14 protein-coding genes and 1 tRNA gene are annotated in these 16324 nt (G+C 41.4%); all 15 read right to left on the bottom strand.

The window, feature by feature from the left end; all coding sequences use genetic code 11:
* Window positions 1-131: 131 nt before the first annotated feature.
* The 15 genes from B7P33_RS08780 to dnaE all read right to left on the bottom strand — a co-directional run bounded on the left by B7P33_RS08780 (window position 132) and on the right by dnaE (window position 15928).
* Window positions 132-323 carry a cold-shock protein gene (locus B7P33_RS08780; RefSeq protein WP_097442286.1) on the bottom strand — a complete coding sequence of 64 codons (192 nt, stop codon included), beginning with the start codon at window positions 321-323 and terminating at the stop codon, window positions 132-134.
* A gap of 78 nt (window positions 324-401) precedes the next feature.
* Window positions 402-1367, bottom strand: coding sequence for a fatty acid desaturase family protein (locus B7P33_RS08785; RefSeq protein ID WP_097442287.1), 966 nt, complete (start codon window positions 1365-1367; stop codon window positions 402-404).
* A gap of 729 nt (window positions 1368-2096) precedes the next feature.
* Window positions 2097-2654, bottom strand: a complete 558-nt coding sequence (locus B7P33_RS08790; RefSeq protein ID WP_097441603.1) for a hypothetical protein — start codon at window positions 2652-2654, stop codon at window positions 2097-2099.
* Between the two features lie 209 nt (window positions 2655-2863).
* Window positions 2864-3937 carry a Fic family protein gene (locus B7P33_RS08795; RefSeq protein ID WP_097441604.1) on the bottom strand — a complete coding sequence of 358 codons (1074 nt, stop codon included), beginning with the start codon at window positions 3935-3937 and terminating at the stop codon, window positions 2864-2866.
* A 148-nt stretch (window positions 3938-4085) separates the two neighbouring features.
* A complete protein-coding gene (locus tag B7P33_RS08800; protein WP_141402427.1) occupies window positions 4086-4565 on the bottom strand; it encodes a DUF6730 family protein in 480 nt (159 codons plus the stop codon).
* Entirely contained in the window at window positions 4543-5400 is an 858-nt protein-coding gene (locus tag B7P33_RS08805) for a relaxase/mobilization nuclease domain-containing protein (RefSeq protein ID WP_097441606.1), read from the bottom strand. Before B7P33_RS08805 ends, B7P33_RS08800 begins: the two co-directional genes overlap by 23 nt.
* The gene (gene mbpA, locus B7P33_RS19660) at window positions 5397-5933 is read right to left on the bottom strand and encodes a mobilization protein MbpA (RefSeq protein WP_245871729.1); all 537 of its coding nucleotides are present in this window, start codon (window positions 5931-5933) and stop codon (window positions 5397-5399) included. The genes B7P33_RS08805 and mbpA overlap by 4 nt, the downstream gene beginning before the upstream one ends.
* On the bottom strand, window positions 5923-6858 hold the full coding sequence (locus tag B7P33_RS08815) for a toprim domain-containing protein (RefSeq protein ID WP_245871731.1): 936 nt from the start codon (window positions 6856-6858) through the stop codon (window positions 5923-5925). Before B7P33_RS08815 ends, mbpA begins: the two co-directional genes overlap by 11 nt.
* Window positions 6859-6979: 121 nt before the next feature.
* A complete protein-coding gene (locus tag B7P33_RS08820) occupies window positions 6980-8185 on the bottom strand; it encodes a primase-helicase family protein (protein WP_097441608.1) in 1206 nt (401 codons plus the stop codon).
* Between the two features lie 23 nt (window positions 8186-8208).
* Window positions 8209-8502 (bottom strand): helix-turn-helix transcriptional regulator, encoded by a 294-nt coding sequence (locus B7P33_RS08825; RefSeq protein WP_097441609.1) that lies wholly within the window; start codon window positions 8500-8502, stop codon window positions 8209-8211.
* Window positions 8503-8626: 124 nt separating this feature from the next.
* The gene (locus tag B7P33_RS08830) at window positions 8627-9298 is read right to left on the bottom strand and encodes a hypothetical protein (RefSeq protein ID WP_097441610.1); all 672 of its coding nucleotides are present in this window, start codon (window positions 9296-9298) and stop codon (window positions 8627-8629) included.
* A 131-nt stretch (window positions 9299-9429) separates the two neighbouring features.
* A tRNA-Asp gene (locus B7P33_RS08835) sits at window positions 9430-9503 on the bottom strand.
* Between the two features lie 69 nt (window positions 9504-9572).
* Window positions 9573-10502 carry a DUF58 domain-containing protein gene (locus B7P33_RS08840; protein WP_097441611.1) on the bottom strand — a complete coding sequence of 310 codons (930 nt, stop codon included), beginning with the start codon at window positions 10500-10502 and terminating at the stop codon, window positions 9573-9575.
* A 332-nt stretch (window positions 10503-10834) separates the two neighbouring features.
* Window positions 10835-11152, bottom strand: a complete 318-nt coding sequence (trxA, locus tag B7P33_RS08845; protein WP_097441612.1) for a thioredoxin — start codon at window positions 11150-11152, stop codon at window positions 10835-10837.
* A gap of 285 nt (window positions 11153-11437) precedes the next feature.
* Window positions 11438-15928: a DNA polymerase III subunit alpha gene (dnaE, locus tag B7P33_RS08850; protein WP_097441613.1), complete on the bottom strand. Its 4491-nt coding sequence runs from the start codon at window positions 15926-15928 to the stop codon at window positions 11438-11440.
* Window positions 15929-16324 lie beyond the last annotated feature (396 nt).

The raw sequence follows: 16324 nt of genomic DNA on the forward strand, positions 1-16324 counted from the left end.
TGGTTTATTTTGGAATACTTGTCTTTAATAAGAGAAGTTTGATTTGGGTACTGACAAAGAAGACAACAACAATATGTAAAATGCCATCTTTTAAAGATGGCATTTTAATTGATACGGAAATAAGAGATTTTTTAAACCAATTCCACATTTACTGCGTTCATTCCTTTTTCTCCTCTTTCCACTGTAAATTTAACGTTGTCATTTTCACGAATCTTGTCAATAAGACCGCTTTGGTGCACGAAGACATCCTCATCGGAATCTGTAGGTTTGATAAAACCAAATCCTTTGGCACTATTGAAAAATTTTACTGTTCCTTCTTTCATTACTTTATATTTATTATTTACTCTTTTGTTCAATACTCGTTTTATAATATTCATCTTATTTTTTGTCTTAAAATTTCGTTATTGCCGCACCACGATAGTCTGCAGCTTTCCCAATTTGCGCAAAACGCTGACATGGTCTCTAATGGCACTAACGAATGTTCGTTTTGTATTATAGGGCATCCCATATTCTCTGGCTGTTTCCGCCACGATATTTGATATTTTTTTATAGTGTACGTGACAGATGTTGGGGAGTAGATGATGTTCTATTTGATAGTTCAGCCCCCCGATCAACCAGGAAAAAAACCTGCTTCTGGGCGCAAAATTGGTTGTAGTGGCCAATTGGTGCGCAAACCAATCGCCTTCGACCACCCCGTCTTTATCAGGTAGGGGAAACTCCATATCTGGCATAATGTGTGCCACCTGAAATATACTACTGATGAGCAGTCCAGTGACAAAGTGCATGCTCAGGAAGGCCAAGATAATAATCCACGGGGCCAAGGGTACCATTAGCAAGGGTATGATCAGGGCATACGAATAGTAAAGCAGCTTCCAACCAATTATCTTCATAACTTCATCCCTGAATTCATTCTTTTTGTTCAGATATCCCATCTTCCTGTAGCGTGCAAGTCGAACAAAGTCTTTGGCCGTGACCCATGAAATGGTGGATATGCCATAAAAGAACCACACATACCAATGTTGGAATCTATGCAGTGCATTTTTCTTGGCATGTGGAGAAAACCTAAGGAAAAAGGGAGCATTTATATCATCATCCGCTCCTTCTATATTTGTGTAGGTATGGTGCAGTACATTGTGTTGAATTTTCCAAACCGTGGCGTTCGCACCTATGAGGTTCATGGTATAACCAAGGTATTTGTTCACTTTTTGATTTTTGGAGTACGAACCATGGATGGCATCGTGTATGATGCCCATGCCGATTCCGGCCATACCAATTCCACTGGTTATATATGAGGCAAAAAGCAGCCATGGGGATGCAATGGCGCCAATATTGATAAAAACAAGGGGAACAAAGAACACTGTTAACATCAGAATGGTCTTACCGACCATGCTTTTGTTCGCATGCTTGCTGATATTGTTTGTTTTGAAATATTGGTTTACCCTGTTCCTAACTGTTTTTGAGAAATCAGAGTTTGTTCTTTTTGAAAATTTTGGCCTATTGATGCCGTCAATTGTGGTTTGATCTTTTGTCCACATGTGATTTAAAGGATACTAGCAAGCGCAATCTGTTTATGATATGTTGAACGATTATACTGTCCTGGAGCTACTTAATATTAGTAGACTAAGACGGCAAGCTTCAACACCCTGAACGTTGGGCTTAGAATGTTATTTAATAATTACCTTAAAAAGAAGAGAGCTGAAAATAAATCGAGAATTGGGTAAGACTAAATGAATCTGGGCTTTCTGATTTTTACATGGCAAAAGTACCCGTAATTTGTGCAATATTCCCCAACTATATGTTAAATATTGATATTCAATGTTTTAAGATATAAGGTGCAGATAATAAACCAAAAGGCGTAATAGGATGAATATACAGTTTGTTGATATTTCTTTATGCTTCATTAAAAGGCCGATTTTCCACACCCAGTGGACATCCTGCCCCTAAAAAAATGCCAATTGACTTTCGGTTTTGAGAAAGAGCTTGTTGAATGTAACCTACTTGTCTGTATGGACCATGTTTCATAGCATCTTGTTTTTTCAATCAAAGTGTTCTATTTTCTTATTGAATTAAAGTTTAAGAATTTTAACCAAAATGTCTTACTCAACATTTTCCAAAAACTTGACAGCGTACTTGCAGTAATCAATTATCATGTCCTTACACGTTTCAAATTCTTTTCGATTTCCTAACCAATTTCTGCAATTTTCCGTTATTTCTTTGCCAGCTTTTAATTCAGAGTAAGAAATGCACTTGATATGTTTAGGTGTTATTAAGACGAACAAGGCATTTTCAAAAGGGTAGTCATCATACTTTTCGATATCCTTCAAAGCTAGTCTGCCACTTTTTCGGAATTTAACCTCAATAAAATGTGCTTTTTTATCTTTAAAAACAACAAAATCAGGCATTTGCCGAATGTTCTTTGATACATCGCCACGAATACCTTTAAGCAAATCCGCAATGCCAGGAATGGAGTTTTCCATTCCATATTTAAATACCTGAAAACCCAATGAAATAAAGAGCTGCTCAACAATGGCCTCTGCTATTCTTCCTTTAATCACTCCTGAAACCCAAGGGTTTCCATTTTGCTTATTATAACAATCACTGCATAGTCCGTTTTTAAATTTGGTATAAGCCGCACATTCGATACACTCTGGCATAAATAATTCTCTAAATTAAAGGGGGATTTCAATGTTATCACCAAAATAACCAAACCAAATCGCATTAAAAAATGACAATTGTTATTTGGGGTTTTCCTATAAAAAAACTGTGGTTTTTGCTTAATAAACAGGGTCTCTATTAGCTTTTTGATGCATTACATGCTTTACCAAAAGCCAGAGCTAGAAGGAATTTTAATTTTAATTTTTGATTACCTACTTTTTAATATTTGGAGCAATCTATGGTTGATAAAATAATTGCTCTTCCCAATTTTCAACTTGGTCAAAAACTGTTCTTCGTGTTGGGCAAGCGCATTCAAATAGCTACTTGCAGTGTTTCGGTGCACGTTAAGCTCACGCTCTAAAAAATCAATTTTAGTGTAGGGATGCTTAAAAAGAGTATTGATTAAATCGTGACTGTAAAACTTGAATTCACGTCGTATCTTCTGTTTATATTCATCCATCAAATGTTTGATATTGTTGACTACCACAATGGTGTCCCTAGCGGTAATTTCCACTCCCTTCAACATCCATAACAACCATTCTTGCCAGCTTTCGTCGGTTCGTACTTTTTGCAACAATCTGTAATAATCCGCTTTGTTTTTAATGATGTAACTGCTCAAATATAAAACAGGGATGTCCAGTAGGTTTTGATGAACCAAATACAGCATATTCAGTATTCTCCCTGTTCTACCGTTGCCATCATAAAAAGGGTGGATACTCTCAAATTGATAATGCACAATGGGCATTTTAAGCAAAGGGTCCACGGGATGTACTTTAGGATCATTGATATAGGTTTCCAAGTTGTTGAACAGGGCCATAATTTCACTGTATTGTTGGGGTGGTGTAAATACAACTTCTTGGGTCCGAGGGTTTTTTAGAACCGTACCAGGTACTTTTCTTATGGGATGATTGGGCGAAACAAGCTCTTGTATTCGTTTGATGTCGTTAATACTAAGCACTCCTTTTTCCCGTATGATATGAAACCCCAATTTTAAGGCCTGAGCATAGTTTTGTGCTTCTTTGGCGGCTTGCGAGATATTTTTGGTCTCAATAGCAGCCTGGTACAACTCATCATCTGTAGTCACAATATTTTCAACTTCATTACTGTCCTTTGCCTCTTGTAATGAAATGGTATCTATGAGTATCTGTGAATTGGGTATCTTTTTTACCTCTCCCTTTAATTGGGCCAGGGCACGGCTTGCTGCATTTAAGTTTTTCAATACAGCAACCGTCTCTATCTGAACCTTTGGCGGTAGAAAAGGAATTTGAACTTCTGTTTCCAATTAATCGTATTTGCTTTGCTATACAAGAAACAACTTTTTTTGTGCATATAAGTCATTTAATGCACAAATAATCGATTTTTTTGTGTACGTTATGAAAACATGCACAAGGATTATCTGTTTCAAGGTATTTGAGACAGAAAGGAATTGCTTATTGCTTTTTATTCCAATCATTGTAAACCTCAAAGGTTTTTGGGTGCTCTTTAAAAAACGTATCCAAATGAGTTTGATAGGCCTCTATCCCTTGATTATATGCTTCCTTTTTTATGTCCTTATTGGATTCGTTTTGGATATAGCCAAACAAAATTGCTCCTGCAGAAACCACCATAGAACTGATAAAGGCAATCACGGCCCATTGCGGATAGATCTTAGCATTTTCTAATTTTCGGTCTAATTTATTTACATAAGCCTCCCGATCTTCGGTTTCCTTTTGCTGAAAACTTTTTAGTTCAGATACTAAGTTGTCAATGGGAGCCAAATCAAACTTGACCTTTAAATCCTCAGCCCTCTGTAGACCATTTTCCAGTCTCTTCACGTTGGCCTCAAAATCGGTCAGCTCATTAACCAAAAGTTGTGTGATTGTCTCAAGTTTATTCATAATATGGAATTTAAATACCCATTCCTTGGTCAATGGATTTCTTGATTGCTTTTTTGGCAAGGGATATTGCTAGCTTCTGAGGAACCGGGACCACTTTGTCCAACAATTTGATAGTGTTCTTTGGCGAGATGATTCTATTTGGCGCATTGTAGCGCGTTAGTTGTCTCCCAATTCCAGCCATGCCCATATTTCTATGTATCTCACTTCCCTTAAAACTGTGTCCTTGAAATTCAAATCGAAAACCTTGGAGTTTACCTTGCTTATTGATACTTGGAATGACGTCAACCCCATTGGCTTTCATCCCAATAAGATACAGTTGATAGTTTTCAGGTTTTTGATGTCTCAAGGTCAGCTCATGTCTTCGTTTGATTTCATTGCGCAATTCTTGGGTCTGGAATTCCCGTTCCATCTGTACTTGTTTAACCGTGGTCAACCGTAAAGTTTCAGCAGTTTTTTCGGCGGCCTGTTGACTCCGTTTTCCAATAAAGCTGTCATTGTAGGCGATTCCTTTGAAGTCAATACGGTTCACATATAAGTGAATATGGGTATGCTCTCTATCCCTATGGACAAATGCAATGGCTTGTCGTTCACCAAGCTTCATTTTCTCCATGAACTCCTTAGCGACCCTTTCAAGCTCTTGTTTTTTTAGACGTTGCCCATCGTTGATTGTCGGACTGAGTACAAAAGATAGTGTGTTGCGTTCACAGTTATGGTTCAATTCCTGTATGCGCTTAAATTCTTCGGTAATCTCTTTGGGGTTTTCCCCTACCAAGTGCTGTCTAAGCACTACCTCGGCATCCTTTTCCTGATTCCAGCCATAACCCATCGAGGCACGGGTATGTGATATGGATTTTCCCTTGCCTATCATTTGCTGAATCTTTTAAGATGTTCCTTGATTTGCTTAGCAGTTTCGTAGACCATTTCAGTGAGCTTTGGACTTTTCTTCCGGAACATATTGCCAATCGATTTGAAGTTGTTGTGGTATTTGGCCAACATTTGATAGATTTCGATTTCCTCATCCGACAATCGTTCAACAGTGGCTTGTTCCATGGCCGCCCTGCGAAGGAATTCACTTAACGACAACCCACATAGTCTGGCTTTGGCCAATAACAGCTTTTTTTCATAAGTGGTACAACGGAATTTCACCAACTGGGTTTTTCCCTTAAACGACTCCTTTTTTCCCCTGCGACCATCGGGAGCAGGCGAGATTGTGTCCACAGACACACATCTCGAATTCTTAACAGAATTACGTTTTGGGTTGCCCGTTTCATCAATCAATTCTGATAATGTCACGCTAGATACTGCTTCTTCTTGGGTGAGGGGTACATTATTTTTTTCTGCCCAACGACGTAATGCAACTTCAAGTGCATCAAATTCTTTTTCCAAATTATTACTGCGCATGATGCTTCAACTTTTCGTTTATATCCTTAAATCCAGCATAACAATTTCTTCGGTCTGTAGCTTTTGGATACAATCCGATTAAATAGTGTGTCGCTTTATCTCCTGCGCTGTCATTGTCCAACGTTAGATTGAGGGCGGAATATTTTTCTAGGATGGAATTGACTTTTGTAGCAAAGGCCAGAGAGTTCAGAATAAGTACATCAGATTCAACGAACCATTTGGGTTGAATAACCAAAAGCGACAAAAAATCGAACATTCCCTCAACTACCGTAAGTCTTGGATTGTGATTTTCAATTAAGGTGATGGCCTTGGGAGATGCACAGTATTTCTGGAAACAATTGCGTAGTTCCCATCCCCCATTTTTGTTTTGTAGCCCCAGAGCAAAAAAGGATTTTTCACCTATTCCGAAGTGTACTTGTTTGATATATCCATAAGCCAAGGTCAATGGGATTTTACGCTTTTGTAGGTAATCAATTAAGGCCACATGACTTATTGGCCTTATATCGTGAATACTAATTCTCTTCTCTTTTAAAACTGGGAGGGGCTGATGAAAAGAAAAAGAACTTGTTTGGCCCTGGAGCCATATTAAGGTTTCCCCGACACCAAAGCTTTTCAATCGACAAACAAGGTCGATTACGTTTCCTCCAAGGCCTTCCCCATGGTCGTACCATCTATTTAGGGTTTTGGAGACTTTAAAAGAGGCTTGGGTTTCTGACCGGAAGGGACTCAGAAACCAAGCTTCTTTTTCCGTTTCCCTTACTGGAAAGTGCCCTAGCTTTGCCATCGTGTGAACGATGCTAACGGTACGGGCTCTTTCACAGTTAAATCTTTTTTCTTTCATGGCTCTATTTACATTTAAATTTTGATGATTTGATGAAGAATCATTCAAAAGGGCCATTCCTGATGGTCTTACTGGCTTCATCATTTTTTCATCGATTCATCATTTCATCTTTATTTGGTTCTAGCTTTGTCATCATTCTTTGTTTTGATGACGGAATGATGACAAAGTGATGACAGATTTAAATCCCATAAATAGAGGGATGTTCCTAGGATGTCATCATTTCATCAAAATTTTTCAGCAGAAAATGCTTGGAGATGGAAAAGTACCTGCCTTTTGCATCCTCTAAATTGATTTCACCATTGTTCCAAATGGTTGCCCGCTGGTAGCTGTTTGAGTTTTTCTGGTTTTCCAATTTCCAATCCTTCTTTAACAGTCTACGCAATTGGGTCAGGTCAGTCTTCACCCTGGTCTTGTTGAGCATGTGGAGGGCATCCATGGGGCATAGTTGGATTTCGCTCAACTCAAACTTGTCCATGGCGCTAAGTAGTAGACTGGCCAATTCTTTTTCTACTCTGTTGCGGTTGTTGTTCACTAGCTTTTTTAGAGCTGGAGTAAATAGTTGGTTGGGTGAAAACCACATTCGAGTGGATTGAATCGTACTGACTTTACGATTGCCCAGATAGGATAGAAATGCTGGGATTTCAGTGATGAGTTTTTCCAAAAAGTCTGTTTCCTCATTTTTGATGGGAGGAATTTTACGAACCCAGAAACGCGTTTCATTACCATCAATTTTAATGAAGTTATCCTCGTTGTTGCTACAGAGGATAAACTTCCCGAAGAACTCCACTTCACGTTTGTCTTTCCCTTTGGCCTCTAATTTGTTTCTATTGGTGGTACTCAGGTATTTTATGCGCTCTGTGAGTTCCTCTTTATTGAACAATACTTCATCTATGCATATCAAAAGCTTATTGGCCCAATCTGCATTGAACTGACTGCCAAAACTGTCGTTGGTGAGGTAGGTAAGGTTGTTTTCAAAGATTTCCTTTAGCCATTTTAAGAAAGAACTTTTTCCTGTGCTGCGTTCCGAAGATACCAGACACAAAATCGGCAAAATCTGGATGGGCTTTACATATAATAACTGCAGATAATCCAATCCCAATTCCCTTTGGGACCCAAAGATGTGCTCCAAGAATTGTAACGTCTTATCAATGGTGCCTTCCTTTGGAACAAAGCTTAAGGGAGAGTAGATATTATAGAAGTCATGGTGTTCTTTTTTGAAATCTATGTGGTTGGGAATACAGGTGAAACCATCATACTTTGGAACCTTGCTCAAAAAATCCTTACCATAATCTTGCTTAATGGTATGTTCACTCCACGAAACCAATTGTTCGTTAAAATGGCCTGAAATTGTGGGTGATTTTACTAGTTTATAATACGTAGTACCCACCCTTACATAGGGGATTGTTTCCATAATTAAACTTTCAGATTATTGAGCTAAACTCTTTTTCTTTTCAACAGCTGCTCATTGAACTTTTGTTCCAAAAATTCATCTGATAAATCTGGTTTGCCCAAGAGCCAGGCGTCAATGGCCTCCTTATCAAAAAATTTCTGTCGTACATGGACATTTTCGCCCATGGGAATCAAACGGAGTGAAGTGAGTTTGTAGATCTTACTTTTTGACAAGCCCGTATAGGCCACCAAATCATCTACATTCATTACCCGTTTGTTTTGGGAAAGCAGGGTTTTAATTTCGGTTAATAGTCCTACGACTTTCTTTTCCTCAGTCATTAGATTTAGATTTAAATTAATGATTGAGTAAAGGCCTTTACTGTGAATGCGCAAGGCAAACATAGGAAAGCTAATCACGTTAACTGGAACAATAAATGGGGCTTGTCAAAGAATTGTGGTAAGTTTATTGTTCTCCGAACACTTCAATTATCTTTTCATGCTCAAGAACCACCAGTTGCTTGTCCTTCATTGAAGTGTTCCATCGACTGAAACTTGATTCTAGTGTGTTGGGATTAACAGGATTCCCGTTCATCGAGAAGGATTCTTTGATTATTTCGAAAAGCATTTTCCGCCGAGCTGTATCGATGTCAATTATTCCATCCCTGACAAAACGATGCATCAATGAAAACACAAAGAAATAATTGGCCGAGCTGCCATTTTTTATGAGGTTACGATTGTTTATTTTGGTTTGGGGAATATATCCCATCAATAACAAATGAAAATTATCCAAATCTTTATCCGTCAACAATAATTTTGGGAAATCCTTTCCGTAGAGATTGATTTTAATCATTTCCAATCCGTGTTTGTCCCGATGAAATCTTTTTAGCCCTGACTGATAGCCAGCAGAAAGAATAATGGTCAGAAAGGCCATGCTCAAATATCCAGTAAAAATCAAAAGTTGTGTTTTGAATGAATCGGAAAAAGTGAAGGCTGCAATAAAAGCGACAGGTGTCATACAGGTCAAAAGAAAAAGGATTTTCTTCCCTTCACTTTTATCCAAGGAATGATAAAAGCTTTCCTTTTTCTTCAGAAACTTGTAAAAGAACTTTCCAATGGCCTCAATAACTCCCTTCATTCTAATGAAAATCACAAGATTAACCTAAATGTAAACAAAAGAAATTACCTTTGGAAGGTGTTGTACCTATGTTGTACCCAAGGGAAAGAAAAAAGGCTCCCGATTTCTCGGAAGCCTTGTGTTTACTGGTGCGGTCTGGACGGGACTCGAACCCGCGACCCCCTGCGTGACAGGCAGGTATTCTAACCAACTGAACTACCAGACCGTTTGCTGTCGATGTTTATCGGATTAGCGGTTGCAAATATACACCCGTTTTTCGTTTTCGCAAGCTTTTTTATCGAAATTTTTGTCGCTCTACCAAATAGGTATTCATCACCTGGGCAAAGCCCTGACCAATATCTACCGGTACATACTGTATGCCATATTTGGCACACTGAAGGGAAATCCCTCTAAAATAATCGGTTACATGTTTCGTATAGCTTTCACGCACCCGATGGGCATGCACATCGATGTGTTTTCCGGTCTCTACATCCAAAAATCGTTTTGGGGTATCGTCAAAATCCAAATCGAGTTCGGTCTTGGCATCGGATAGGTGAAAAAGTACTACTTGGTGTTTGTTATACTTTAAATGCCGTAAGGCCTGAAAGAGTTGATTGGCATCGGATTCGGGATCCAACAGATCGGTAAACAGGAAAATGAGACTGCGCCTATGGATCTTTTCGGCAATTTGGTGTAAAAAGGTATAGGTACGGGTATGGGTCTCCGGTTTCTTTTCCAGGCTAATGCGTTTTAAGGCCTCTAGTACCATTCGATGGTGCCGCTCACTGCCTTTTTCCGGGGCATAGTATTGGTAGGTATCGGCATAAATACTCAAGCCTACCGCATCGCGCTGTTTTTTAAGTAGGCCCATTAATGCGGCTATGGCCAAAACCCCAAAACCAAGTTTGTTCAAATTATCTAAACATTGGGTATCTACCGTCGGATAAAACATGGAAGCCGACCCATCGAGTATAAAATGACAGCGAAGGTTGGTCTCCTCCTCGTATTTTTTGGTGTACAGCTTATCGGTCTTGGCAAAAAGTTTCCAATCGATATGGCGGGTACTTTCACCTGGGTTGTATATGGTATGCTCGGCAAACTCAGCCGAAAAACCATGGAAGGGGCTTTTATGAATACCACTGATAAAGCCCTCTACCACCTCTTGGGCCAATAACTCCAGATTCTGGAACAATGGGGCTTTATGTAACTCTTGACGGATATCCATAGGCAAACTTTATACTAAGGTAGCTTTTTAAGCAGACAATTGGAACGCCACACGAAAAGGACCATGGCCAAACATTAGAAAATATGGACAAAGTCTTAGATGCTTTATAAATCGACCAAAAGTGGACCCATCCCAAATTAATCCATGAAAGATAATTGGCGTACGCTAAACTGCGTTAGGGATCAAAGCTAGCTACCATGTAGCGCGGCGAGCCCGACCCGAAGGGGAACGCCCAAAAACCTACTTAAATAATAACATTTATAACTAGAAAGTTCGCCTATAAAAAAACCCCGCCTAAGGCAGGGTCTTCTTATTTTGTTATCGTTCGTTGCTTACAAAGCGTTGTCGATGGCATCGGTATATACCTTCTTCGGGGATACCCCTACTTGGCGGCTAACTACCTCTCCATCTTTGAACAACAATACGGTAGGAATGTTACGCACCCCGTATTTGGCGGCAAATTCTTGGTTGGCATCCACATCTACCTTACCTACTACGGCCTTACCGTCGTACTCACCGTGGATCTCGTCAATAACGGGACCTACCATACGACAAGGTCCGCACCATGCGGCCCAAAAATCGACCAAAACCGGTTTGTCGCTCTTCAATACCACTTCCTCAAAGGAAGCATCTGTTATTTCTAGTGCCATTTGTTTGATTTTTATGTTACTGCAAACTTAGTCATTAATTCACTGCTACCCTTACCCAACGTAGATTCGTTTTACTTATTGGGTTATTGCTAAAATTTATGTGGTCTAGAGAATAGAGTATAGAAGATAGACCATTGACAAAAATTGATATGAAATTAAATACTCCCTTCTCCCTGAGGGAGAAGGGCCGGGGATGAGGGGGTTTCACCTCTAGAAGCCCATTTCCCCATGAACAAGCTGTCTATATTCTTTGTTCTATTTTCTATAAGCGAAGCGGTCTAAACCTTAATTCAACTTAAACGACACTTCCATATCATCCAGCTGTTCCAAAAGTTCGGCGCAAATGTTTACTTTTTGCTTTCTACTGGGCATACTCAACTTGATCTTATCTTCCATCTCGTAGACCACAAAATTAAGGGCATGGTCGCCTTTGAACATTCCTAAAGTATCCTGTAGACCTTCTACATGGGCATCGGTAAGCTTGGCCAGGTTCAAATTCAAGGTCAGTTTTTTAGCAAAGGTTTCCATGACCTCCTGTAATAATTGGATGCTGTTGAACTGTATGCGTGGATCGCCTTTTTTACCAGTATCGCGATTTACCCAGCCTTCCTTTACAAATAGTTTGATATACATAAAACCGTTTATGGTGAGGAAGTGGCGTAATTTGAGATACTCTTCGCCGAACATCCGAAACTCATAGCTTTCGTTATAGTCCTCTACCGTAAAGGCGGCCCAGCCTTTACCGTTTTTAGAGACCCGGTGCTGTACATCGGTGATGATACCCGCCAAACTCAATTCTTTATTTACGCAGGCTTCCAGTTGATGTAAATGGCCCAAACTGGCATTACAGAAGGCATCGATCTCGCGTTTAAAATCGTCCAAAGGATGGCCCGAGATATAGATGCCGACCACTTCTTTTTCCTTCCGCAGTTTTTCCATGGTGCCCCAAGTTTCACAGGGCGGTACTACGGGCTCCGGAATCTGTACGTCGCTCGACTCCCCGAACAGACTTACTTGGGCTGAGTTTTCATTCTCTTGGAACTTGGCCCCATATTTAATCACCTTTTCCAAAAAGGTTACCCCATCGCCCTCTTGATGGAAATATTGGGCCCGGTGTACTTGGTCAAAGGAATCGAAGCCGCCTGCCAAAGCCAGGTTTTCAAAGGCTTTTTTATTAGCGGCACGTAAATCGATACGTTTCGACATATCGAAGACCGAGCGGAAAGGCCCGTCTTCTTTTCGGTTATTGACAATGGTTTCTACGGCACCTTTACCCACACCTTTAATGGCACCCATGCCAAAGCGTACGGCACCTTCGTTGTTTACCGCGAACTTGTAATATGATTCATTCACGTCTGGTCCCAATACCTCTAGCCCCATGCGTTTACACTCTTCCATAAAAAAGGTTACCTGCTTAATGTCGTTCATATTGTTCGACAGTACCGCAGCCATATATTCGGCCGGGTAGTGGGCCTTCAGATAGGCGGTTTGATAGGCTACCCAGGCATAGCAGGTAGAGTGCGATTTGTTAAAGGCGTAGGAGGCGAAGGCTTCCCAATCTTTCCAGATTTTCTCCAGCTTCTTTTCGTCGTGTCCGTTCGCTTTGGCCTGGTTTACGAATTTGGGCTTCATTTTGGCCAGAACCGCAATCTGCTTTTTACCCATGGCCTTACGCAATACATCGGCCTCACCTTTGGTAAAATCGGCCAGTTTTTGCGACAACAGCATCACTTGCTCTTGGTAGACCGTAATCCCATAGGTCTCGGCCAAGTATTCTTCCATGGCCGGTAAATCGTATTCTATCTCTTCATCGCCATGTTTCCTTCTAATAAATGATGGAATATACTCCAGCGGTCCTGGGCGATATAAGGCGTTCATGGCGATCAGATCGGCAAAAACCGTAGGTTTTAACTCGCGCATGTATTTCTGCATCCCAGGAGATTCGTATTGGAACACCCCCACCGTTTCACCCCTTTGGAACAAGGCATAAGTTTCTTCGTCGTCTATGGGGAAATTCTCCGGATCTAAATCTATATCGTGCCTGGCCTTGACAATCTTAACGGTATCCTTGATCAGGGTCAGGGTCTTCAACCCCAGGAAATCCATTTTTAGTAGCCCCGCACTTTCTACCACCGAGTTATCGAACTGGGTCACATAGAGGTCCGAATCTTTGGCCAGGGATACCGGTACGAATTTGGTAATATCGTCGGGGGTAATAATAACCCCACAGGCATGTATACCGGTATTACGTACCGAACCTTCCAAGATACGGGCCATGTTCACGGTATCGGCCTCTAGGTCGGCCCCCTCGGCTATGTTCAATAGCTCGTTTATCTTCTCGATTTCCTCCGAACGGAACTTGGCCTTGAGTTCCGCCTCGGTCTTCCCGAAAATCTTGGCCAGTTTCGACATATCGGGAATCAGCTTGGCAATACGATCCGAATCTTGAAGCGGAAGATCCAACACACGCGCCGTATCGCGGATAGACGACTTGGCGGCCATGGTACCATAAGTAATGATCTGGGCCACCTGATTTGCCCCATATTTATTGATCACATACTCCATTACCCTACCCCGGCCTTCGTCGTCGAAGTCGATATCGATATCGGGCATGGATACACGTTCCGGATTCAGGAACCGCTCAAAAAGCAGATCGTACTTTAAAGGGTCTATATTGGTAATGGTGAGACAGTAAGCCACAACCGAACCTGCGGCCGAACCCCTACCCGGCCCTACGGATACGCCCATATTACGGGCCTCGCGGATAAAGTCTTCCACAATCAAAAAGTAGCCTGGGTAACCCGAGTTGGCGATAATCATCAACTCAAAATCGAGACGTTCTTCTATCTCGGGGGTTATCTCGCCATAGCGTACTTTGGCCCCTTCGTAGGTAATGTGGCGCAAATAGGCGTTCTCGCCCCGTTTGCCCCCATCTTCGAGATCTTGTGCGTCTTGGAAACGATCGGGTATGTCGAATTTGGGAAGCAGTACATCACGGGCCAATTCAAAGGGCTCGACTTTAGCGATGACCTCCGAAATATTCAAAATGGCCTCCGGCAGATCCGTAAAGGCCTTTTTCATTTCATCCGAAGACTTGAAATAATACTCTTGGTTCGGCAAGCCGTATCGATAACCGCGTCCACGGCCTATGGGGGTGGCCTGTTTTTCACCATCCTTTACACACAAAAGAATGTCGTGGGCATTAGCCTCGTCCTTAGAAGTATAATAGGTATTGTTGGTGGCCACTAACTTAATATCGTACTTGCGGGCCAAATCGATCAGGGTGGGGTTTACCCGATCTTCGTCCTCCTGTCCGTGTCGCATCAACTCGATGTATAGATCGTCACCGAATTGTTCTTTCCACCACACCAAGGCTTCCTCGGCCTGTTTTTCACCCACGTTCAATACTTTGGAAGGCACCTCGCCATAGAGGTTACCGGTTAGTACCATAACATCTTCCTTGTATTGGGCAATCACCTTCTTATCTATTCGGGGCACATAGTAAAACCCATCGGTATAAGCGATCGAGGCCATTTTGGCCAGGTTATGGTAGCCTTTTTTGTTCTTGGCCAGCATCACGATCTGGTAGCCGTTATCTTTTTGACTTTTGTTGGTATGGTCTTCACAAACAAAAAACTCACAACCTACAATGGCGGTAATTTCTTGTTCGGTAGGCACCTCTCCTTTTTCCAGGGCTTCTTCGTTTCGGGCTTTTACCCCTTTGTTATGGCCGTTCACTTCTTTTACAAAGTGAAATGCGGCCATCATATTCCCATGGTCGGTCAGGGCTACGGCAGGCATTTGAGCTTGGGCAGTGGCCTGAACGAGGTCTTTTATTGAAATAGTCGATTGAAGTACCGAAAACTGGGAATGGTTATGTAAATGGGCGAACTGGGCCGTTTTAAGCTTTTCTAGACTTTCCTTTACATCTACACCCTTACCAGCAGCGCCTTGCTGTTTTGCCTGCCGCTTCCGGATTTTATCACTCTCCTGTTTCAGGTTTAAATGGGTCAACCCGATAACGGCTATAGGTTCTGGGTTGGCCGTTTGGAAATCCGAAAAATAAGTAGGAACTACATCGAGCTGCTCTAAGGTAAATCGCTCCTTACGTACCAGTTCAAAGAAACAACGGGTGGTAGCCTCTACATCAGCAGTAGCGTTGTGGGCCTCACCAAAACCAACACCAAATAGATAATTGTGCAATTCGGTCAGGGTAGGCAACTTAAACTTACCGCCACGTCCGCCCGGAATCTGGCACAAACTAGCCGTTACCTCGGTACAGGTATCCAATATGCCCAACTTGTTCTTATCGCCTTCCTGAAGATCGTCCAAGGCCCAAGTACCCGCTTTGTTACGTTTGGTCTTGAAATTATAAGATTCCAAGTCCAAATCGTGATACCCCAATGTCTCGTAGTTTGGGGTTATACCCATGCGGTGGAATTCCGCCCCCATAACATTGACATCGAAGGTTACATTCTGCCCAACCAAAAACTTGGTTTTGGCTAAAACCGCATTAAAGCGCTCCAGCCCCTCAGCCAAGGGTATACCCTGTTCTTGGGCCAATTCAGTAGAAATACCATGGATCTTCTCCGACTCATACGGAATATTGAAACCATCGGGCTGTACCATAAAGTTGTCGTGCTCCAATACCCGTCCCATATCGTCGTGCAATTGCCAGGCAATTTGTATACAGCGTGGCCAGTTGGCACTATCGGTCATGGGGGCCTTATAGCTCTGTGGTAATCCGGTGGTTTCGGTATCGAAGATCAGGTACATGGGCAAAAATTTTCTTGCGGGTGCAGAAAGGTAAATGTACTTAAAAGTGTTTGCTGGAAAAAACCTACTTTTCAAAAAGGATCAACAATTACCATTCTTTATGGGATAACCCAATAATTTACTTCATATAAAAATATAAGAAACGGGAATTGGATGTACATAAATGCTGCCCTCATATTTCTTAAAGAAACGCCTTCGTTTCAACTATAATGAAATCAACTTCCTTTTACCATTCAACCTAATTTCCTGCATTTCAGCAGCATAACCTAAACATCCAAAAATCAAATTACGTAGGCGTAAAAACCATTTTATGTCGTCTTTTTCTGTCTTTTCAACTTGTTTACAGACCTAGTTTACCCATGAAAACTAAATTCGATTAGTCCTAAATCCAATGCC

The organism is Sediminicola luteus (assembly GCF_002514735.1).
Classification (GTDB): Bacteria; Bacteroidota; Bacteroidia; order Flavobacteriales; family Flavobacteriaceae; genus HQA918.

Coding starts and splice junctions, on each gene's coding strand:
- B7P33_RS08780 (WP_097442286.1), bottom strand. CDS start 323: ATGAAAGAAGGAACAGTAAAATTTTTCAATAGTGCCAAAGGATTTGGT.
- B7P33_RS08785 (WP_097442287.1), bottom strand. CDS start 1,367: ATGTTAACAGTGTTCTTTGTTCCCCTTGTTTTTATCAATATTGGCGCC.
- B7P33_RS08790 (WP_097441603.1), bottom strand. CDS start 2,654: ATGCCAGAGTGTATCGAATGTGCGGCTTATACCAAATTTAAAAACGGA.
- B7P33_RS08805 (WP_097441606.1), bottom strand. CDS start 5,400: ATGATAGGCAAGGGAAAATCCATATCACATACCCGTGCCTCGATGGGT.
- mbpA (WP_245871729.1), bottom strand. CDS start 5,933: ATGCGCAGTAATAATTTGGAAAAAGAATTTGATGCACTTGAAGTTGCA.
- B7P33_RS08815 (WP_245871731.1), bottom strand. CDS start 6,858: ATGATGAAGCCAGTAAGACCATCAGGAATGGCCCTTTTGAATGATTCT.
- B7P33_RS08820 (WP_097441608.1), bottom strand. CDS start 8,185: ATGGAAACAATCCCCTATGTAAGGGTGGGTACTACGTATTATAAACTA.
- B7P33_RS08825 (WP_097441609.1), bottom strand. CDS start 8,502: ATGACTGAGGAAAAGAAAGTCGTAGGACTATTAACCGAAATTAAAACC.
- B7P33_RS08830 (WP_097441610.1), bottom strand. CDS start 9,298: ATGAAGGGAGTTATTGAGGCCATTGGAAAGTTCTTTTACAAGTTTCTG.
- B7P33_RS08840 (WP_097441611.1), bottom strand. CDS start 10,502: ATGGATATCCGTCAAGAGTTACATAAAGCCCCATTGTTCCAGAATCTG.
- trxA (WP_097441612.1), bottom strand. CDS start 11,152: ATGGCACTAGAAATAACAGATGCTTCCTTTGAGGAAGTGGTATTGAAG.
- dnaE (WP_097441613.1), bottom strand. CDS start 15,928: ATGTACCTGATCTTCGATACCGAAACCACCGGATTACCACAGAGCTAT.